Source organism: Pseudonocardia xinjiangensis, from assembly GCF_012911925.1.
In the GTDB taxonomy this organism is placed as follows: domain Bacteria; phylum Actinomycetota; class Actinomycetes; order Mycobacteriales; family Pseudonocardiaceae; genus Pseudonocardia; species Pseudonocardia xinjiangensis.
The window spans coordinates 19780-39520 of the sequence record NZ_JAAXKY010000063.1 but is presented as its reverse complement, the minus strand read 5'-3'; the positions used below and the strand labels follow the sequence as shown (position 1 = coordinate 39520).

The 19741-nt window shown below is 73.6% G+C and carries 21 protein-coding genes; 11 read left to right on the top strand and 10 right to left on the bottom strand.

The genetic code is table 11. The features are described from left to right. Positions 1-154 precede the first annotated feature (154 nt). Positions 155-994, top strand: a complete 840-nt coding sequence (locus tag HF577_RS19535; protein WP_211174517.1) for an esterase/lipase family protein — start codon at positions 155-157, stop codon at positions 992-994. 9 nt (positions 995-1003) lie between these two features. On the opposite strand, the gene HF577_RS19530 is transcribed toward HF577_RS19535, so the two are convergent. Beyond that, positions 1004-1336 (bottom strand): hypothetical protein, encoded by a 333-nt coding sequence (locus tag HF577_RS19530; RefSeq protein ID WP_169397340.1) that lies wholly within the window; start codon positions 1334-1336, stop codon positions 1004-1006. Between the two features lie 77 nt (positions 1337-1413). Here HF577_RS19530 and HF577_RS19525 point away from each other — a divergent pair, with 77 nt between their 5' ends. Then, positions 1414-1617 carry a MerR family transcriptional regulator gene (locus HF577_RS19525; RefSeq protein ID WP_169397339.1) on the top strand — a complete coding sequence of 68 codons (204 nt, stop codon included), beginning with the start codon at positions 1414-1416 and terminating at the stop codon, positions 1615-1617. Between the two features lie 106 nt (positions 1618-1723). Continuing rightward, entirely contained in the window at positions 1724-2446 is a 723-nt protein-coding gene (locus tag HF577_RS19520) for a DUF2306 domain-containing protein (protein WP_169397338.1), read from the top strand. Positions 2447-2448: 2 nt separating this feature from the next. On the opposite strand, the gene HF577_RS19515 is transcribed toward HF577_RS19520, so the two are convergent. From HF577_RS19515 to HF577_RS19485, 7 genes are all read right to left on the bottom strand, one after another. Further along, positions 2449-3231 (bottom strand): methyltransferase domain-containing protein, encoded by a 783-nt coding sequence (locus HF577_RS19515; RefSeq protein WP_169397337.1) that lies wholly within the window; start codon positions 3229-3231, stop codon positions 2449-2451. Positions 3232-3255: 24 nt separating this feature from the next. After that, positions 3256-4086, bottom strand: a complete 831-nt coding sequence (locus tag HF577_RS19510; protein WP_169397336.1) for an ABC transporter permease — start codon at positions 4084-4086, stop codon at positions 3256-3258. Beyond that, positions 4083-4997, bottom strand: a complete 915-nt coding sequence (locus HF577_RS19505) for an ABC transporter ATP-binding protein (RefSeq protein ID WP_169397343.1) — start codon at positions 4995-4997, stop codon at positions 4083-4085. The genes HF577_RS19510 and HF577_RS19505 overlap by 4 nt, the downstream gene beginning before the upstream one ends. 11 nt (positions 4998-5008) lie before the next feature. Then, on the bottom strand, positions 5009-6136 hold the full coding sequence (locus HF577_RS19500; RefSeq protein WP_211174516.1) for a hypothetical protein: 1128 nt from the start codon (positions 6134-6136) through the stop codon (positions 5009-5011). Between the two features lie 26 nt (positions 6137-6162). After that, a complete protein-coding gene (locus HF577_RS19495) occupies positions 6163-6729 on the bottom strand; it encodes an ASCH domain-containing protein (protein WP_169397334.1) in 567 nt (188 codons plus the stop codon). A 236-nt stretch (positions 6730-6965) separates the two neighbouring features. Beyond that, positions 6966-7178, bottom strand: a complete 213-nt coding sequence (locus HF577_RS19490; RefSeq protein WP_169397333.1) for a helix-turn-helix domain-containing protein — start codon at positions 7176-7178, stop codon at positions 6966-6968. 237 nt (positions 7179-7415) lie between these two features. Next, positions 7416-7820: a hypothetical protein gene (locus tag HF577_RS19485; protein ID WP_211174515.1), complete on the bottom strand. Its 405-nt coding sequence runs from the start codon at positions 7818-7820 to the stop codon at positions 7416-7418. A 468-nt stretch (positions 7821-8288) separates the two neighbouring features. On the opposite strand from HF577_RS19485, the gene HF577_RS39780 reads away from it, so the two are divergent. The 8 genes from HF577_RS39780 (at position 8289) to HF577_RS19445 (ending at position 17106) form a co-directional block, all read left to right on the top strand. Further along, the gene (locus HF577_RS39780; RefSeq protein WP_169397331.1) at positions 8289-8762 is read left to right on the top strand and encodes a MarR family winged helix-turn-helix transcriptional regulator; all 474 of its coding nucleotides are present in this window, start codon (positions 8289-8291) and stop codon (positions 8760-8762) included. 75 nt (positions 8763-8837) lie between these two features. Next, positions 8838-10274, top strand: a complete 1437-nt coding sequence (locus tag HF577_RS19475; RefSeq protein ID WP_169397330.1) for an MFS transporter — start codon at positions 8838-8840, stop codon at positions 10272-10274. A 125-nt stretch (positions 10275-10399) separates the two neighbouring features. After that, positions 10400-11419, top strand: coding sequence for a heat-inducible transcriptional repressor HrcA (hrcA, locus tag HF577_RS19470; protein WP_169397329.1), 1020 nt, complete (start codon positions 10400-10402; stop codon positions 11417-11419). A gap of 67 nt (positions 11420-11486) precedes the next feature. Next, positions 11487-12647, top strand: a complete 1161-nt coding sequence (gene dnaJ, locus HF577_RS19465; RefSeq protein ID WP_169397342.1) for a molecular chaperone DnaJ — start codon at positions 11487-11489, stop codon at positions 12645-12647. 85 nt (positions 12648-12732) lie between these two features. Further along, a complete protein-coding gene (locus tag HF577_RS19460; RefSeq protein ID WP_169397328.1) occupies positions 12733-13476 on the top strand; it encodes a 16S rRNA (uracil(1498)-N(3))-methyltransferase in 744 nt (247 codons plus the stop codon). 295 nt (positions 13477-13771) lie between these two features. Beyond that, positions 13772-14578, top strand: coding sequence for an alpha/beta hydrolase family protein (locus HF577_RS19455; protein ID WP_312859237.1), 807 nt, complete (start codon positions 13772-13774; stop codon positions 14576-14578). Between the two features lie 108 nt (positions 14579-14686). Continuing rightward, positions 14687-15460 (top strand): cyclase family protein, encoded by a 774-nt coding sequence (locus HF577_RS19450; RefSeq protein ID WP_169397326.1) that lies wholly within the window; start codon positions 14687-14689, stop codon positions 15458-15460. Then, on the top strand, positions 15457-17106 hold the full coding sequence (locus HF577_RS19445) for a thiamine pyrophosphate-binding protein (RefSeq protein WP_169397325.1): 1650 nt from the start codon (positions 15457-15459) through the stop codon (positions 17104-17106). The genes HF577_RS19450 and HF577_RS19445 overlap by 4 nt, the downstream gene beginning before the upstream one ends. 178 nt (positions 17107-17284) lie before the next feature. Here HF577_RS19445 and HF577_RS19440 read toward each other — a convergent pair whose 3' ends face one another. Further along, positions 17285-17695: a nucleotidyltransferase family protein gene (locus HF577_RS19440; protein ID WP_169397324.1), complete on the bottom strand. Its 411-nt coding sequence runs from the start codon at positions 17693-17695 to the stop codon at positions 17285-17287. Between the two features lie 57 nt (positions 17696-17752). Further along, the gene (locus tag HF577_RS19435) at positions 17753-19657 is read right to left on the bottom strand and encodes a vWA domain-containing protein (RefSeq protein WP_211174512.1); all 1905 of its coding nucleotides are present in this window, start codon (positions 19655-19657) and stop codon (positions 17753-17755) included. Between the last annotated feature and the right edge of the window lie 84 nt (positions 19658-19741).

The following is a 19741-nucleotide window of genomic DNA, read 5'->3' as shown; positions in this document are numbered from 1 at the left end:
GCCGTGCTCCTTGCAGACCCCACAGCACCTGCGACGAGCACACCCGGTCTGCGAGGAGACCCAACGACCGGCGAGTCGCCCGGTGCAGGGTCACGCCGGGGCTCCTGCGAGCAGGCTCCCGATCACCCCGTCGGCGAGGAGACGGCCGCGGCGGGTGAGCACCGCACGGCCCGTCGCGAGCGCGGTGGGATCGAGCAGGCCGTCCTCGGCGGCACGGGTGGCGGTGGTGGGAGTGCTCGTCGTGGTGCTCGGGGTGGTCGTGGGGGTGCAGCTGGCCGGCGGTCGCGGCTCGGCCGTCGACCCCGCGGCCCGGCCGGCCCAGGACCGGCTCGGCCCGGTGCTGCTCGTGCCCGGCTACGGCGGGTCCCGCGACAGCCTGCTCACCCTCGCCGGGCGGATCGAGGCCACCGGCCGCACCGCACAGGTGCTCACGCTCGTCGGCGACGGCACGGGCGACCTGTCGGCGCAGGTGGACGTGCTCGACCGCGCGGTCGACACGGAGCTCGCAGCGGGGGCACCGTCGGTCGACGTGATCGGCTACTCGGCAGGTGGCGTGGTCACCGGCCTCTGGGTCGCCCGCGACGACGGCGCTGCGAAGGCCCGCCGGGTGGTCACGCTCGGCGCGCCCCTGGCCGGCACGACGCTCGCGGCAGCCGCGGCGGCGGGCGCGCCGGACGCCTGCCCGGAAGCGTGCCGGCAGCTGGCCCCCGGAAGCGCCGACCTCGCCGAGCTGGCCAGGGCGAACGTCGGTGCGGCCCTGCCGTGGCTGTCGATCTGGACCGCCGACGACGAGACCGTCACCCCGCCTGACTCCGCGCGGCTCGCGGGCGCGGCGAACGTGCCGGTCCAGTCGGTCTGCCCCGGCGCGCGGGTCAGCCACTCCCAGCTGCCGACCGATGCCGCCGTCACCGGGCTCGTGCTGGGGGCGATCTCCCGGGGGGCGCTGCCCACGGGCGGCGACTGCGCCTCGTTGCGCGCCGCGGGAGCGGGCTGACCCGCGAGATCACTCGTCCTTCGGCAGCGACCACCGGAGCCGACCGCTGATCATCCGGTGCGGAACCGCGCCAGGGCTCTTCGCCAGCGCGATGGCCAGCAGCGCCGCCGGGCGCGACTCCGCCCAGCCGTGGTGCGTCTTGCCACCCTCGACGACCAGCGTCCAGCGCCACTGCTGCCGTCCCAGGTGCCACGCCACCGACTCCCGGCCCTGCTCCCGCTCGATCATCCGGCGCGCCTCCGCCTCGTTCGCCGCCCCGCCGATCACCTGCCGGCCGTCGGGCAGCTCCGCCATCCACATCGCCACCGCGGAGAGCTTGGCGCGAGTGCGCAAAATCCGCAAGATGCGCATGGTATGCAGAGGGCGAAGAAGCCGCTTAGCGCGTGGTCGGTCGCCCGGCTCGGACCTACGTTGCCCAGGTGCCCCCGAAGGAACGACGGCCGAGGCTGCTCCTGACCAGTGAGCTGGCCGAGGAGCTCGGGGTGTCGGCACGCCTGATCCAGCAGTACCGGCAGGACGGCATCCTCACACCCACGATGGAGACCCCGAAGGGGCACGCCCGGTGGGATCTGGAGGACGTCCGGACGCAGCTCCGCGCTCTGCGGAAAAGGACGGGTGACTAGCGGGCGGTATGGGCTGCCCTACCTCGGAGATGCTGGCGCACCGGCATGACCGAGGGCCGGTCCGGGCGGAGGGTGATCACACCCGCCCCGATCCCGGAGGTCCCCGGTGTCATCCAGCACTCCCGTCGCCCGTCGCGTCCGGACGCTCGCCCTCCCGCTGGGCGTGCTGACGATCGCTTTCCTCGCCGTCGCCCTCCCGCCCTACCTCGGGCTCGACCCCGCCCAGGCGCGGCTGGCCGTGCCCGAGGACGTCCCGTGGTTCTACCCCGCGCTGGTGGCGCACATCGGGTTCGGCTCGATCGCCCTGCTGACGGCGTCGTTGCAGGTCTGGCCGTGGCTGCGGCGGACGCATCCCGCCGTGCACCGCTGGAGCGGCCGCGCCTACCTCGCTCTGGGTGTCCTGCCCGGCGGGGTGGCCGTGCTGGCCGTCGCCCCCTTCGCGCAGACGGGGGGCGCCACCGGTCAGGTCGCGAACACCATGCTGGCGCTGCTCTGGCTGGGCACGGCGGTGGCCGGCTACCGCGCCGCCCGGGCCCGGCGGTTCGACCAGCACCGCGAGTGGATGGTCCGCAGCGTCGCCCTGACGTTCTCCATCGTCGCGAACCGGCCGTGGAGCATGCTCTGCATCGCGGTGTTCGCCCCCGAGGTGATGAGTGGGGGCCCCGTCGACCCGGCTGCGCTGGCCCAGGCCGTCGGGGTGTCCATGTGGCTGAGCTGGGTGGTGAACCTGCTGGTCGCCGAGTACTGGCTGAACCGGACCCGGAACCGGCGGGGCCGCCGCCAGGTGCCGGCCGCCGGGGACCGGCGACCGGCGGCTGTCGCCACGTGAGGTCAGGTGGCGGTGGCGAGGAAGACGTAGCGGGTGAGGCTGAACAGGTAGTCGCCCTCGTCGGCGCGGGCGCGCAGGTCGCCGAGCCAGGCCACGGCGTCCTCGGCGGTGACGCCCCGGCGGCCGACGACGAACTCCGCGATGAGCTCCATCATGTTGGCGCTGAACGTCTGCGCGTGCAGCTGTGGGTTGAACAGCACCACCACACGCTGCTCGGGCACGGTGAAGCCGGCGCGGCGCAGCAGGCCGGCCAGCAGGCACGGCAGGTGCGGGTGGACGACGTGCTCCTCCCATGCCGCGATGACCCGGCGGTGCAGCTCCCGGTCGGTCGTGTGCCACACGAGCGAGTCCCAGTCGGTGTCCAGGACCAGTGTCCGCCCGCCCGCCCGCAGCACCCGCCGCAGTTCGGCCAGCGCCCGCGGCATGTCGGGCACGTACTCGTACACCTGCGTGGCGACGGCGGCGTCGAACGACGAGTCCGGGTAGGGCAGCGTCGCCGCGTCGCCGTCCTCGATGCGGATCCAGGGCCTGGTGGCACTGCGGGACCGGGCGATCGCGTTCATCGCCGGGCTCGGATCCAGCCCGTACACCGTGCCGGTAGGGCCGACGGCGTCGGCGAGTGACGCCGCCAGGTAGCCCGGCCCCGACCCGATGTCGAGCACCCGCTCACCGGGCTGCGGAGCGAGCAGCGCGAGCACCTGCGCCCGCTGTGCCACGACGTCGGGCGTCGCGTAGGTCCGCTCGACGCGGCGGGCGCCCTCCTCGTCGAACTCGAGCGTCGCCATCGCGAAAGGTTAGGCCCGCACGGGTCAGCTGGTGACGTCCTTCGTGGCGAAGTTGGCCCACGCTGCTCCGAACGCCACGAGCACGTAGGACACCTGGACCTCCGCGCCCTGCCGGACGGCCGTCCACAGGATCGGGACGCGGTAGAGGTCGATCCAGGCCAGCCAGTGCGTGGTCGGGAGGTAGAACCGTAGCGCAGCGGCGGCGTCCAGCGGGAGCAGTGACGCGCTGGTGACGACCACCGCGAGCACCCCCAGCGCGGCGGCGAGCGGGGAGTCGGTGAGCGTGGAGAAGAACAGCCCGATCGCCCCCAGCGCGAGCATGCAGAGCGCCAGGTACCCGACGACGGCCGCGGTGCGGACGGCGAGCTCGCCCGGGGTGATCACCGCCCCCGACAGCGACGTGATGCCGCCGGCGCCGCCGAGCGAGGCCCCGGGACCGAACCCGAACGCCGCCACGCCGACGACGTAGCTGGTGAGCGTCACGAGCGCCACGGCGATCAGCACGAACGCCGCCGTGGACACGAGCTTGGCCACCAGCAGCCGGAGCCGGCCGACCGGACGGACCAGCAGGTAGCGCAGCATCCCGCTGCTCGCCTCGCCCGCGACGGCGTCGCCGGCCACCACGGCAACCGTGATCGGCAGGAACACGGGGAGCACCAGGGCCAGCGCGGCCGCCGGGAACAGCTGGCCGTTGCTGACGACGGCCGACAGGAACGCCGGACCCTGCCCGGGTGCCGGGGCCAGCCGGGTGGTGGCCAGCAGCACCGCCACGAGCGCGGGCAGCGCGCAGAGCAGCACCCAGCACAGCCACACCCGGCGGCGGCGCAGCATCAACCCCAGCTCGACGCCGATCACCGCGCCCTCCCGTCCACCCGGTCCGAGCCCGACCCCGTCAGCCCCAGCACCACCTGTTCCAGGGTGCGGCGCTGCGGCGCCAGCTCGGTGACGTCAATCCCGGCGCTCACCAGCCGGGTGTTGAGCGCGGCCGGGTCGTCCTCCCGGACGACCAGCACGTTGCCGCTGCGCTCCACCACCTGCCCGTCGAGCAACCCGACCACGGCGGCCGGGTCCGGGGTGCGCAGCAGCACCCGGCCGGTCGGGACGCGCAGCGCGTCCAGGTCCTCGGTCAGCACGAGCCGTCCCGCGTCCATCACGCCGACGCGGGTGCACAGCGCCTCGACCTCGGTGAGCAGGTGGCTGGACAGCACCACCGTCGTCCCTCCCTCGTTGAGAGCGACCAGCAGGTCCCGCATCTCGCCGATCCCGCGCGGGTCGAGGCCGTTGGTCGGTTCGTCGAGCAGCAGCAGCTCGGGACCGCGCAGCAGCGCCGCCGCGATCCCGAGGCGCTGCCGCATGCCCAGGGAGTAGGCCCGCACCGGCCGGCGGTCGACGCCGCCGAGCCCGACGCGCGCCAGCGCGACCTCCACCCTCGCGCGCCGGTCGCGGCGCCTGCCTCCTCGTCCGGCGGCGTCGAGCAGCCGCAGGTTGGTGCGTCCGGACAGGTGCGGCCACGCGGCGGGGTTCTCGACGAGCGCTCCGACGCGGGGGAGCACGGTGGCCGCGTGCCGTGGCATCGCGTGCCCGAGCAGCTCCACCGAGCCCGACGTGGGGTGCACCAGGCCGAGCAGCATCCGCACGAGAGTGGTCTTGCCCGAGCCGTTGGGCCCCAGCAGCCCGAACCGGGCGCCCGCCGGCACCCGCAGGTCCACCCCGTCGACGGCCGTGACGCGGCCGTACCGCTTGGTGAGCCCGGTCGTCCGGATCACGTCCTCGGCCGTCACGCCCGCCGCCTCCGTGCGGGGAGCTCGCGGACCGCCTGCTCCAGCAGCTCCGGCACGACCGTCCCGATCAGCAGCACGCCGCTGCGCCTGCTGGTCCGGGCCGCCACCGACACCAGCGGGGTGGCCAGCCGGACCGCGCGACCGGACGGCACCTCCACCATCGTCCCGCCCGCCACGGCCGCGTTGTCCACCACGCGACCGGCGAGGTCGGCCGTGGCGGGGATGAGCGCGAACGCGGCGAGCCCCGTCCCGTAGATCCCCACTCCGGGCAGGCGGGCGTCCGGCGTGCCGGACAGCGGCATCCTGCTGCGGCCCGCGAGCTGCGCGGGCGGCGGTGGCGCATCGAGCTGGCGCAGGGCACCGCTGACGTCGGCCGCCGACGTCGACACCGTCGCCGCCCCGGGCGGGACGGCCGGGGTGAGCTCCGAGGGGTCGGGGGTGCGGTCATCGACCTCGAGCAGCTCGCTGGTCAGCAGGGGTGGCCCGGTGTGCGGGGCCACCTCGACCCGCAGCGGCAACGCGGTGGCCGGGTCGGCCCAGATGTCCACGGTGCCGATGGTGGTGGCCGGGTCGGACGGCGTGAGCCGCAGCCCCATAGCGGTCCGGCCGGCGACGCGCCTGGCCGGGAGCGTGGTGACGGGATCGGCCGGGGCGAGGCGCAGCAGCCGCCGGGCGAGCTCGGGCGGGAGCAGGTCGGCGGCGCGGGGCAGCCGGATCGGTGCCTCCCCGACCACCCGGGTGAGCTGGTCGCCGCCGAAGTCCCAGACGTACTCCACCCCGTCGAGACGGTAGGTGTCGCGTTCCCCGGCAGGCGTCAGCTGGTCCACCCGCCAGCGGTCGGAGCCTGCGACGAACGCGCGGATGCGTGTGGTGGAGGTGAACAGCGCGATCGCGGACTCCAGCTGGGGGATCTGGGGCAGCCCGAGCCTGCCGGTGCTCTCGGCGTACCCGACGTGGGGAGGGACGCTGCCGAGGATCCGCCTGCGCAGGGCGGTGGCGTCGACGTCGACCGCGCCTGCGGGCCACGGGACCGCGCCCGCCGCGACCAGACCCGCGGCACCGGCAGCGACGAGGAGCCAGCGCCGGCTGAAGCGTTGCGCGGCCACGTCACGCCACACTGCCATCGCCGAGGTGACTCCGGGGTGAGGACTCACCCGCGGACGAAGGCCTGCCCGCGGGGGGAGAGCCGGTAGCCGACCGGCAGGCTCTCGGTCAGCCCCAGCTCCTTGAGCTTGCGCACATCGCGCTTGAACGGCAGCGTCTCGCGGCCGAGCCGTTCGGCGAGATCGGGCGCGCGGGTCCCGGGGTGGGCGCCGATCAGGTCCAGCACCGCCGCGGTCCACGGGCCGTGCCGCGACGCCCGGTCCAACCGGTCGAGGCGCTGGGCCAGCTCCGCGCGTTCCGCGGCGCTCAGCGTGGCCTGCGACCGCAGGGCCACCCGCGGATCCGGGCCGGCCGGTCGCAGGCGGATCCGGTAGAGCTGCCCGTCGCCCTCCTGCGCCTTCCGCAGCGCCGCGAGGTCGGCGTAGCCGGCGGCGAGGGCGTCCTGCGCGGTGAGCTGGGCGAGGTCGACCGGCTCGACGGCGGTGAACTCCAGCACGCCCACCGAGGTCCGCTGCGTGCCGCCCGGGCGCACGCGGGGCCGGTCCCAGCGGCGGAACACCGTCGTGACGGCGCCTGCCGCGATGGCCTCCAGGGTGGGCTGCCGGATCAGCACATGTCACATCGTCGCAGCTCCGCACGGGTGCCGGAACTCCTCCGACGGTGGACGGGTGCTCAGGCGAAGGCGGCTCTCTGGTCCCGGGTGACCGTGCGTGTGATCACCTGACTTGGGCCCCACTTCGGCCGTCGTTCTGCATGAATGTTGGCTCCACCTGGGGTGGTGATCATCCCGCCTGGGTGCAAGAACGGCCGGCGCCGCGGGTCAAACCGCTGACCACAGCAGACCGAGGATCAGTTCAGCGCCATCATCTTCTGAATCGCCTGCCGCGAAACCCCCAGTTCCCGGGCGATGTCCGCCTGCGACAGGCCACCGTCGAGAAGCTCCTGCATCAAGTCGCGACGCTCAACCGCCAGCGCGCGAGCCAATCTGGTGTGCTCAATCGCTTCGGCACGCACCTCCTTGATTCGCTGAAACGTCTCGTCACGGCTCGAGTTCTTCGTCATGCAGCAATCATGACAACCCACGGTTGTCGTTGTCAACCCCTGGTTGTCAGTGGACGGGCAGCCGCACCCGCCGGGGCCAGAATTCGTGATGACAGCGGGGTTCAGATCACTTGACGAAACGCACGTCGTGCTCGGCCCTCGATCGGGGTGCGGGTGGTTCTGCCTCGCCATGATCGGTACGTCAGCACACCCCGGCCGCGGTGGCGGGGGCGGAGCGCCCCCGCCACCGCGCACGCCTCAGAACTCCTCGCCGCCGAAGTCCTCGGCCGGCTCGGGCGCGGCCATCTCCTCGCCGGCCTCGGGCTCGTCGCCTTCGAACATGTCGTCGTCGAACAGCGCATCGGCGATCGCGGTGCCGATGAACGCGCCCGCCACGCTTGCCAGCAGCGTGCCGGCGATCATGCTGCCCATCCCCGGGCCCTGCCGGCCGCCGAGGCTGCGCTCCATCGTGCCGGGCTGGCGCATCTCCGCGCGGGTGGCCATCCGCGCCATGTCCCGCGGGTCCGTGGAGCGGGCCCGCTCCGACTCGGGCACGGAGGTGCTCATCTCGGCGAGAACCTGCTGCCGCTGCTCCGGGGTGAGCTTGGCGAAGGCCTCGGCGTGGGCCTGCTCGATCGTCTCGGGAGGTGCCGTCTTCAGCATGTACCGGTAACGCTCGACGGCGACCTCGTCGGGGTCTCGGTCATGGGAGGCCGGGTGCCGGGACCCGGGGTGGTGTGGCCCGGTGTGGTGAGGCGCGGTGTGCGAAGAGGGAGCGAAGCGCTCCTTCAGCTTGTCGAACAGGCCCATCAGTGTGCCGCTCCCGGTCGTCGGTCTTCGCGAAGCTCGCGAAACGGATATCCACTCACGCTGCCCCAAACGATCACCGGGGCGGTCGGGTTCCGCTCCGCGGGGCGCCGCAACCCGAGCGTGACCAGGTGCCGGCGGGCCCTCCCGGCGCGGGCCGCCCACTGCCGCCGCGACGGCATTCACACAATTCGCGGTATTTGGCCTGATTGTTCTCTTTGCTGCTTTTTCGCTTTGTCGGATCTGGCTCTTCCGAGAATCGGGTCACAGCAGTACTCTCGCCGTCGGACATCATTTCGGGCACCGGACAGTGCGGATACCAAAGTGATCAATGACGACACGGAGACCTTCGACGAGATCGGCCCCGACGCGGGTATCGGAGAAGTGCTCCTCGCGCTCGGTGGCCGGCTCACCAGGCTGCAGACCGAGACTCTCGCCGGACTGGACCAACCCCTCACCATCCGGCAGTACCGCATCCTGTCCAGGGTCGGGAGCGGGCACACCTCGCTCACGGCACTGTGCAAACTCGCGCACCGCAACCCGTCCACGATGTCGGAGAGCGTCGACAAGATGGTCACCCGCGGATTCCTCTCCCGCGGCGTCTCCGACACCAGTCGCCGCACCATGCGGCTCGAACTCACACCACTGGGCCTGAGTGCCCGTGACGCCGCCCGGCGGGCGCTGGAGAAGTTCGCCGCCGAGCTCACGACCGGCCTGCCGCCGGAGATGCGCTCCCCGCTCCTCGCGGCGCTCCGCCGGATCTACTTCGACATCCAGGGCAACCTGGACGACCGGTAATCGCGACGGGCGCGCCCGACAGCGGCGTCGCCTCGCGAATCTCCAGTTCTCGAGCCACAAGGAGGTGGTCCTCTCATGCCCCATCACGCGGCGACCGCGCCCGGTGCCAGCCCGCTCCTCGACCGGCTGGACGATTCAGGATTCACCACGCGCCATCTGCGGATCTATCTGACGGTGCTGGCCGGGCATTTCCTGGACGGCTTCCTCATCAACGTCACCGGGGTGACGCTCCCCGGAATCGTCGGCACGTTTCATCTCGGCAGCGAGCAGGCCGGGTTCTACTCGTCGGTCCTGTTCGCGGGAATGCTCGTGGGGGCGGCGATCGCAGGCACCGTCTCCGACAGGTTCGGCCGCCGGATCCCGCTGGCACTGTGCCTCCTGGTCTTCGCGGTGTTCAGCCTCGCCGCCGCCTTCGCGTGGAGCTATCCCTCGCTGCTGGTCTTCCGGGCGCTGCAGGGCGTCGGGCTGGGCGCGGAGATCGCGGTGGTGCTGCCCTACATCGCCGAGTTCGCCCCCTCCCGCCACCGCGGCCCGATGGTCACGATGGCGACCTCCGCGTGGCTCATCGGCCTGCCCGTCGCCGCCGCGATCGGTGCGCTGGTCGTGCCGGCGTTCTCGTGGCGGGCCATGTTCGTGGTGGGGACGGTGCCCGTCCTCGTCAGCCTGTTCATGCTGGCGTGGCTGCCGGAGTCGGTGCGCTTCCTGCTGCGCCGCGGCCGGGTGCACGACGCGCGGAAGATCGTCGACTCGCTCTGCCCCGGATCAGCCGGCGCACCGGGGGAGCCCGCCGCCCTCGACGTCGCCCCGACCGGGTCCGGCGGATCGCTGCGCACCCTCGTGGCCCGGCCCTACCTCCGCTACACGGTCGCGGTCTGGCTGATGGAGGTGTGTGCAGGCGCCTTCCTCTACGGGCTCTCGAGCTGGCTGCCCTCGGTGCTCGAAGGCCAGGGCGCCGGGCTGCTCAAGAGCTTCGGCTACACCGCGATCATCACGTCGGTCGGCGTGGTGGGCGCCATCCTCGCGGGCCAGCTGATCAACCGGATCGGGCGCCGCGTGGTGCTCGGCGTGTCGTTCCTGGCCAGCGGCCTGCTCTGCCTGGTGTGGGGCACCACGTCCGCCGCCGTCGCCGTGGTGGTGCTCGGCTCGGCCGCCACCTTCTTCGGCAGCGGGCTGGGCGGGGCCACGCTGTTCGCCTACGCCAGCGAGCTGTACCCGACGGCGAGCCGCGGCACCGGGATCGGCTGGGCCGCGGCATGGCAGAAGGTGGGCGGCCTCGTGATGCCGGCCCTCGTGGGGTTCGTGCTGGCCATGCACACCTCGGGCTACGCGTTCTTCCTGCTCTTCGGCGTCATCTCGATCATCGCCGGTCTCGTCGCGCTGGTGGGCACCTTCGAGACGAGGGGCAAGACCGTCGAGGAGGTGACCCGCGAGGTCGTCGCGGGGCGCCGGGCGCCTCTCGCCACGACGCCGTCACTGGCCGGGGCCGCCGACGCGGGTTCGGCAGGCAGCTGAGCCGCATGATCGTCTCCCGTTCCACCCGGAACGTGCGTCCGCCACCGGCTGAGCGACGACGACGGGCTCCTCCCGTGGAGAACACCTAGACTGGTGGGAACACCACGACGGGGGAGGAACGCCGCGTGAACGCCGACGAGCGCCGCTTCGCGGTCCTGCGCGCAATCGTCGCCGACTACGTCGCGACCCACGAGCCCGTGGGCTCGAAGATGATCGTCGAGCGCCACAACCTGGGCGTCTCGAGCGCCACGGTCCGCAACGACATGGCCGTCCTCGAGGAGGACGGCCTCATCGCCCAGCCGCACACCAGTGCGGGCCGGGTGCCCACCGACAAGGGCTACCGCCTGTTCGTCGACCGGCTGGCCCAGGTCAAGCCCCTGTCGGCGGCCGAGAAGCGCGCCCTGCAGGCGTTCCTCGACGGGGCCGTCGACCTCGACGACGTGCTGCGCCGCAGCGTCCGGCTGCTCGCGCAGCTCACCCGCCAGGTGGCCGTCGTGCAGTACCCCACGCTCACCCGCTCCACCGTGCGCCACTGCGAGATCGTGGCGCTCACCCCCGCCCGGCTGATGCTCGTGGTCATCACCGACAGCGGCCGCGTCGACCAGCGGGTCGTCGATCTCGGCGAGGTGCTCTCCGACGACGAGGTCGCCCAGCTGCGCTCCCTGGTCAACGGGGCCCTCGCGGGCCGCAGGCTCGCGGCCGCGTCGGTCGCGGTGGCCGACCTGCCCGACTCCGTCCCGCACGAGCTGCGGGAGGTGGCCATCACGATCTCCACGGTGCTCATCGAGACCCTCGTCGAGCACCCCGAGGAGCGGCTGCTGCTCGGCGGCACGGCCAACCTCACGCGCAACGTCGCCGACTTCCCCGGATCCCTGCGGCAGGTGCTGGAAGCGCTCGAGGAACAGGTGATCGTCCTCAAGCTGCTCGCCTCCGCGCAGGACCCGGGCACCGTCACCGTCCGGATCGGTGAGGAGAACGAGGCCGAGGAGATGCGCGACACGTCGGTCTTGTCGATCGGTTACGGGCCCGGCACCGTGCTGGGCGGTATGGGCGTGGTGGGCCCCACCCGCATGGACTACCCCGGCTCGATCGCGGCGGTCCATGCGGTCGCCCGCTACGTGGGTGAGATCCTGGCAGGGCGCTGACACGGCATTATCGATCCGGCACGAGTTCATGAACGGCTGAGCGAGAAGGACCATGGGGAACGCCAGGGTGGCACGGGACTACTACGGGATCCTGGGTGTCGACAGCGACGCCGGGCCCGACGAGATCAAGCGGGCCTACCGCAGGCTCGCGCGCGAGCTGCATCCCGACGTCAACCCCGACGCGGCGGCGCAGGAGCGGTTCGCCGAGGTCAGCGCGGCGTACGAGGTGCTGTCCGATCCGGAGAAGCGCCGGATCGTCGACCTCGGGGGCGACCCGCTGGGCAACGGTGGCGGGGCCGGGGGACGCGGCGGCGGCGACCCGTTCAGTGCCTTCGGCTTCGGCGACATCATGGACGCCTTCTTCGGCGGCCAGGCCGGCGGCCGCGGGCGCGGCCCGCGCAGCCGGGTCCAGCCGGGGGCCGACGCGCTGATCCGGATGCACCTCACGCTGGAGGACTGCGCCACCGGCATCACGCGCGACCTCACCGTCGACACCGCGGTGCTCTGCTCCGAGTGCACCGGCTCGGGCTGCGCGCCGGGCAGCGCCCCCACGATGTGCGACATCTGCAACGGCCGCGGCGAGGTGCAGAGCGTGCAGCGCTCGTTCCTCGGCCAGGTCGTCACGTCCCGGCCGTGCCCCAACTGCCGCGGCTTCGGCGAGGTCATCCCGGAGCCCTGCCGGCAGTGCGGCGGCGACGGGCGGGTCCGCTCGCGGCGGTCGGTCGCCGTGCGGATCCCGCCGGGCGTGGCCGACGGGATGCGCGTCCGGCTGGCCGGGCAGGGCGAGGTCGGCCCCGGTGGCGGCCCGGCCGGTGACCTGTACGTCGAGGTCGAGGAGGAGGCGCACGAGCTGTTCACCCGCGACGGCGCCGACCTGCACTGCACCGTGGAGCTGCCGATGACCGCAGCCGCCTTGGGCACCACCCTCCCGCTGCCCACCCTCGACGGCCTCGAGGAGCTCCACGTGGAGCCGGGCACGCAGGCCGGCACGGTGCGCACGCTGCGGGGCAAGGGAATGCCGCGGCTGCGGTCGTCGGGCCGGGTGGACGGGCACGGCGACCTCATGGTGCACGTCGACGTCGCCGTCCCCACGAAGCTCGACGCCAAGCAGACCGAACTGCTGCGCCAGCTCGCCGAGCTGCGCGGGGAGGAGCAGCCCGACCTCGCGGCAGGCAACCGCAACGGGCACGGCATCTTCTCCCGCCTGCGCGACTCGTTCGGCCGCTGACCCGTGCGCCCACTGATTGCAGCAAAGCCACTTTCATGCCATCTCGTTGCGTGAAAGTGGCTTTGCTGCAACGGGGCAGGCGCCCGTGAGCACCGCGCCCCTGTTCCTCGTCGACGCCCTGCCCGCGGGGGACCACGCGCTCCTCGACGGGCCGGAGGGCCGGCACGCGGCCACCGTGAAGCGGCTGCGGACGGGGGAGGCCGTGCTGCTGGCCGACGGCCGGGGTGGGCTCGCGCACGCCGTGGTCACCGCCACCGGCCGGGACACTGTGGAGCTCACGGTCGGCGAGCGCGCCACCGTCGCCCCGCCCGCCCCGCGGGTGGTGCTGGCGCAGGCGCTGGTGAAGGGCGACCGCGGGGAGCTGGCCGTCGAGATGGCCACCGAGGCCGGGGTGGACGTGATCCTGCCGTGGCGGGCGGCGCGGTGTGTGGCGCGGTGGGACGACGGCCCGCGCGGGGAGAAGGCGTTGGCGCGGTGGCGCAGCACGGTCCGCGAGGCGGCCAAGCAGGCGCGGCGCCCGTGGCTGCCGGTCGTCGAGGAGCCCGTGACGACCGAGGCATTGGCACGGCGGGTGGCCGGTGCGGCCGGAGCCCTGGTGCTGCACGAAGGAGCGGCCGCGCCGCTCGCGGAGCTCACCGGTGAACTGCCGGCGGCCGGGGACCTGCTGCTCGTGGTCGGTCCCGAAGGCGGGGTCACCGATGCCGAGATCGCGGCCCTCACGGCAGCGGGCGCGCGTCCCGTGCGGCTGGGCCACGAGGTGCTCCGGGCATCGACAGCCGCGACCGTGGCACTCGGTGCGCTCGGCGTGCTGACCGGCCGCTGGCGCTGACCTGCTGATAGCACAGCTATCGAGCGTGTCATCCGGGGTAACGACGGTGCGCCGGCCATCGGCCGGCTGGCCGGACTCGCTCGTCATCCGGGTGAGGTACGTCACCAAGGCGCTCCCGCGGAGCTAGTCTCGGGCGATCCGGTCGCTGACAGGGCCGGGCCGGGCCGTGAGCGTCCGCGTTCACGGGGCCGCCGGAGAGTTCCCCTCTGCCGGCGGAGCCACGTCGCGGTGGGTGTCCCCCCACGTCCGCCGCGACGTGGCATCCTGGCGTCCGGATCGTGTCATGATCCCCCTCGTGTCCCCTCGGCGTTTCGACTACGGCAGCCACCCGAGCCAGTTCGGCGAGCTCACCCTGCCCACGGGCGCAGCGCCCGTCCGCGGGGTCGCCGTCGTCGTGCACGGCGGGTTCTGGCGGCAGGCGTACGGCCTCGCGCTGGGCAGGCCGCTGGCCGCCGACCTCGCCCGGGCCGGCTTCGCGGCGTGGAACATCGAGTACCGGCGGGTGCCGCCCGACGACGGCAGCGAACCCGACCCCGCTGCCGCGGGCGGCGGCTGGACGGGCACGTTCGACGACGTCGCCGCCGCGGTGGACCTGCTGGCCGGACCGGTGCAGGACGCGGTGGACGGCGCGCTGCCGCTGGACCGGGTGGGCGCGGTCGGCCACTCCGCCGGTGGGCACCTCGCGGCGTGGCTCGCCGCCCGTCCCGGCCTGCCCGCGGGCGCGCCCGGCGCGGCCCCGGCGGTGCGGCTGCGCGGGGTGGTGAGCCAGGCCGGCGTGCTGGACCTCGTCGACGCCGCGGAGCGCGGGGTCGGCCGAGGAGCGGTGGAGCTCCTCGTGGGCGGCCCACCGTCCGCCGTCCCGGACCGCTACGCGCTCGCCTCACCCATCGCCCGCCTGCCGGTCGACGCGCACGTGGTGTGCGTGCACGGCACGGAGGACGTCAACGTGCCGATCCGGCAGAGCGAGCGGTTCGTCGCGGCGGCGGGAGCCGCGGCCGAGCTCGTCGCGTTGCCGGGCGTTGACCACATGACGCTGATCGATCCGGCGAGCGACGCGTGGCGCGTGTGCCGGGAGGCCGTGGAACGCCTGCTGGTCGGCTGAGCGGAGCCGGCCCTCAGCGGTCGCGCTACTGGGCCGGGCATGCGGTCATGCGCAAGGATCAGCGGGAGGACCAGGCCCGCCGATCAACGACCTCCGAGGAGCCTCCACATGCCGGTGCTGCAGGACCTGCTGGACGCGCTGCGTGCCCGCACCATCGAGGTCGTCGACCTCACCGCGCCGCTGCACAGCGGAACGCCGATCCTCCAGCTACCGCCTCCGTTCGCCAACGCATCGCCGTTCGAGCTCACCGAGATCAGCCGCTACGACGAGCGGGGTCCCGCCTGGTACTGGAACGACATCCACACGTCCGAGCACACGGGCACGCACTTCGACGTGCCGGTGCACTGGGTCACCGGGAAGGACGGGGAGGACGTCGCGCAGGTGCCGGCTGCCCGGCTGCTCGCCCCGGCCGTGGTGCTGGACTTCGCCGCGGAGAGCGCGAAGGACCCCGACTTCCTGCTCGAGGTGGACCACGTCCGGGCCTGGGAGTCCGAGCACGGGCCGCTCCCCGACGGTGGGTGGCTGCTCTACCGGACGGGCTGGGACGCCCGCAGCGAGGACGCGGCCGCCTTCCTGAACGCCGACGACACGGGCCCGCACACGCCGGGCATCTCGGTCGAGTGCGCGAAGTGGCTCGCCGAGGAGGCCCCGGTGATGGGCCTGGGCGTCGAGACCGTCGGCACGGACGCGGGCGGGGCGCACTCGTTCGACCCACCCTTCCCGTGCCACTCCTTCCTGCTCGGCGCGGGCAAGTACGGGCTCACACAACTGCAGAACCTGGCCCGGCTGCCCGCCACCGGCGCGGTGGTGATCGCGGGCCCGCTCCCCATCGTCGGGGGGTCGGGCAGCCCCGCGCGGGTGCTGGCGCTGGTGGAGTCGTGACGGCGGGGGAGGCCGGGCCGGTCACCGTCGCCGCGCTGGTCGGAGGCGTGCTGGCGGAGCTGGGGGTCGGCCACGCCTTCGGCGTGGTGGGCAGCGGGAACTTCCACGTGACCAACGCCCTGCGGGCCGGCGGGGTCCCGTTCGTCGCGGCGCGGCACGAGGGCGGCGCCGCCACCATGGCGGATGCGTACAGCCGCACGAGCGGGCGGGTCGGCGTGCTGTCGGTGCACCAGGGCTGCGGGCTCACGAACGCGATGACCGGGGTCGCGGAGGCGGCGAAGAGCCGTACCCCGATGCTCGTGCTCGCGGCCGACACGGGCGGCGCGGCGGTGCGGTCGAACTTCCGGATCGACCAGGACGCGCTGGTCGGCGCCGTCGGCGCGGTGGCGGAACGGGTGCACTCGCCGTCGTCCGCGGTCGCCGACACCGTGCGGGCCTACCGGACGGCGGTGGAGCAGCGGCGCACGGTGGTGCTCAACCTGCCGCTCGACGTGCAGGCGGCCGAGGCGCCGCGGCCGTGGCAGGTCCCGACGCTGCCCGCGCTCGCCCCGGTGCGCCCGTCCGCGACGGCGGTGGCGGAGCTCGCGGCGTTGCTGGCGGCGGCGCAGCGCCCGGTGTTCGTGGCCGGTCGGGGAGCGCGCGGAGCGGGGGAGGAGCTGCGCGCGCTGGCGCAGCGGTGTGGCGCGCTGCTGGCCACGTCCGCCGTGGCCAACGGGATGTTCCACGACGAGCCGTGGTCGCTGGGGATCTCCGGCGGGTTCGCCTCGCCGCTGGCCGCCGAGCTGATCACGGGCGCCGACCTCGTGGTCGGGTGGGGCTGCACGCTCAACATGTGGACCATGCGCCACGGCGCGCTGATCGGGCCGGGCGCCCGGGTGGTGCAGGTGGACCTCGAGGCCGACGCGATCGGCGCGAACCGGCCGGTCGACCTCGGCGTGCTCGGCGACGTCGCCGCGACGGCGTCCGACGTGCTGGCCGTGGCGGAGCAGCGCAGCGGTTACCGCACCGCGGAGGTGCGGGCGGCGATCACCGAGCACGGCCGCTGGCACACCGTCGGCTACGACGACCTCAGCGGCCGGGACGGCATCGACCCCCGCACGTTGTCCATCGCGCTGGACGAGCTATTGCCCGCCGAGCGGACCGTGGCCGTGGACTCCGGGAACTTCATGGGCTACCCGAGCGCCTACCTGCAGGTGCCCGACGAGCACGGCTTCTGCTTCACGCAGGGCTTCCAGTCGATCGGGCTGGGGCTGGCCACGGCGGTCGGAGCCGCGCTCGCCCGCCCGGACCGGCTCGCCGTCGCCGCGCTGGGCGACGGCGGCGCGCTGATGGCGGCGGCGGAGCTGGAGACCGTGGCGCGGCTGGGGCTGGCCATGGTCGTTGCGGTCTACGACGACCGCGGCTACGGCGCCGAGGTGCACCACTTCACCGGCGAGGACCACACCACCGTCGCGTTCCCGGACACCGACATCGCCGCGATCGGCCGCGGTTTCGGCTTCGAGGCCGTGACGGTCCGCTCGCGCGACGACCTCAAGGCCGTGGCCGAGTGGGTGGACGGCCCCCGCACCGCGCCACTGCTGATCGACGCCAAGATCGCGTCCGACGGGGGCGCCTGGTGGCTGGCGGAGGCCTTTCGGGGGCACTGAACGTCCGTGCCGAGCGGCTGCGGGCACGGGCACGGGCGGACGACGGCTCTCCCGTCAGCAGCCCGTTGTCCGCTCAGGTGGTTCGGTTCTGAAGGAAGTTCGCGACCTGGCGGACGTACTCTCCGTACTGCTCCACTGCAAGCGGCACGGCGGCGGCGACCAGCGATCGTGCGTGGCGTCACCGGGACAGCAGCTCCAGATCCAGCCGACGCATCGCGTCGGTCTCGATGCGCTCGCCGATCGCTGCCGTCTGGGCGTCGGCGAAGCGCCCCGGTGCACTCTCGAAAAGCGGTACCGAGCCCACGAGTGCACGCTCGCGGAGAACCGGCCCCCCGTGGTTGAGGTGGGCGAGGTCGAGATTCTGGACGCCCGTGAGTTCGATGAGGTCGGTGATCAGGGCAATCGGGTCGAGTGACGCCCCTGGCTCGCTGAGCACGGCGACATCAAGATCGCGCGCCTCCGGTCGATCCTGCGCCGCGCTGCCGAATACGGTGAGGACGCGCACGGCGTGGCGCTCGCAGAGCGCGTCGAGCTCGCCCGACGCCGCCGCGGCACGCAGTCGGGCCAACCCCTCCTTCGGCGTGACCATGGGGACATGGTGGCATGCCGTCCGGTCACGAGCGCCTGATCCGGCCCGGACGCCGGCCTACCGGTTCGCCGAGCGCGCGCGGCGGCGGCCCCGGACCACCAGTGCCGTGGCGACGGCCACCACCAGCACGGCCACCGCCCCGGTCACGGTCCAGCCGAGGGGCGAGACCATGGCGACGGTCGTGGCGTGTCCCTGCGCGGCCGCCCCCGGGGCGCCGGCGCCGGGCCCCGGTGTCCCGACGGACGGCGGGGCGACGACGGTGGCGTAGCGGGGCCCTGCCTCGGGTGTGCCGGTGACGGAGAGGTCCAGCTGGATCGGCACGGGTGCGGGACCGATGTCCTCGCGGGACGGGCCCAGCTGCACGGAGATGTAGTACCAGCCGTCCTCGCTCTGCGTCCGGACCTTCTGGTCCTCGGCTGTGCGGTTGCCGTAGCGAACCGGAACCGTGCTGAAGGCCGGCTGGCTGGCCGGGAAGTGGTAGGCGGAGCCGTTGTACATGGAGAAGTCCCACGCGATCTGCTTGCGCGACGGCGCGTAGAGCCGCGTCGTGACGAGGGAGAGGCCCGCCACCCCCCGGGACGGGGTCTCCCCGAACCGGACGCGGTAGGCGAGAGCCTGCCCCCAGTCCAGGTGCACCCGGTAGAAGACGAACTCGCCGCGCTGCAAGGTGTCGGTGTAGCGCCCGAACCCGTCGAGGATGCCTGCCACGTTGAGGGAGCCGCCGCCGACCGTGGGCCGAGGTGCTCCGGTGGGCTCGGTGAGCACGGCAGGCGAGAGGACACCGGCGGGCCCGGCGTCGAGGACCGGCGGCTCGACCTGCACCAGCAGTTCCACCGGCATCCGCGCGGGAACGCCGTCGGACACCCGGTCCCACTGCAGCGCGAAGTAGTAGCGGCCACCGCCCTTGCAGCTGTCGCCGCCGGCGCTGCCGGTCTTCTTCTCGGTGGCTCCGTCCCAGGTGGTCGCTGCCGTGAGCGCGGCCCCGTCGCTCGAGTTGGTGGCCTGCTCGAACTCGAACTCGTTGCAGTCCTCGCCACCGGCGCCGTAGGTCCGCCACTGGAGGACGTTGTTGTCGTTCTGCGGCTCGATGCCGCGCAGGTGCGGGTAGGAGACGGTGGCGCTGACGTAGGCGGTGGCGCCCTCGGGGACGTCCACGGCGTAGTAGCGCTTCTCGTGCTGCCCGATGGTGTCGAGGTGCTGGCCCGGGGCGGCGACGGGGGCCGTGTCCGAGGTGGGTGTGCCGGTGATCGGCGTTCCGGCGGGTTCGTAGTTGCGCATCGCGGCGGCGGTGACCCGGGGGAGTATCCGCTGCAGCGCCTCCGCGTCCGGGGCGTCGCTGTAGGTGCCGCCGGTGGTCTGGGCGATGCAGGAGAGCTGGGCGCGGGCGGCGTCGTCGACGCCGAAGCCGACGGCGTGCACGACGAGGTCGACGCCCTGCCCGGCGAGCGTGCGCACCACGTCGCAGGGCGGGGGCGGCGCGCAGGTGTCCTCGCCGTCGGAGACGAGCACGATCGCCCGCGGCCCGGTCGGGGGCAGTTGCCCGGCGGCGACCTGCAGCGAACGGCCGATGGGCGTGTACCCGCGCGGGACGATGCCGTCCACCGCCGAGCCGAGCGCCGCCTTGTCGACGGGGACGGGGCCACGCAGCACGGTGATGTCCTGGCAGCCCCGCTCGCGTTCGGCGGCCGAGTTGCCGGTGGACGTGCCGTACACGGCGAGGCCGATCGACGCCTGTGCGGGCGCGGCGTCCACCAGCGCGTGCACGGCCCGCTTGGCCGCGTCCATCTTCGTGCCGCCCGCGGGGTCGGCGCCGGTCATCGATCCGGACGCGTCGAGCACGACCATGGTGGGTGCGAGCCCGGACGGCGCGGCGGCGCTCTGCGCGTGCGCACTCGGCGCGAGCGGCGCGAGGAGCAGGCCGCCGGCCAGAGCAGTGATCATGATCCTGGTCAGCGTGCGCATCTCGCCGCTCGTCCTATCGCCGTGCCTCACCGGTCGTACTGCCGGTTACCGGCGCAGAAGGTAACCCACACGGGGGACGGTCCC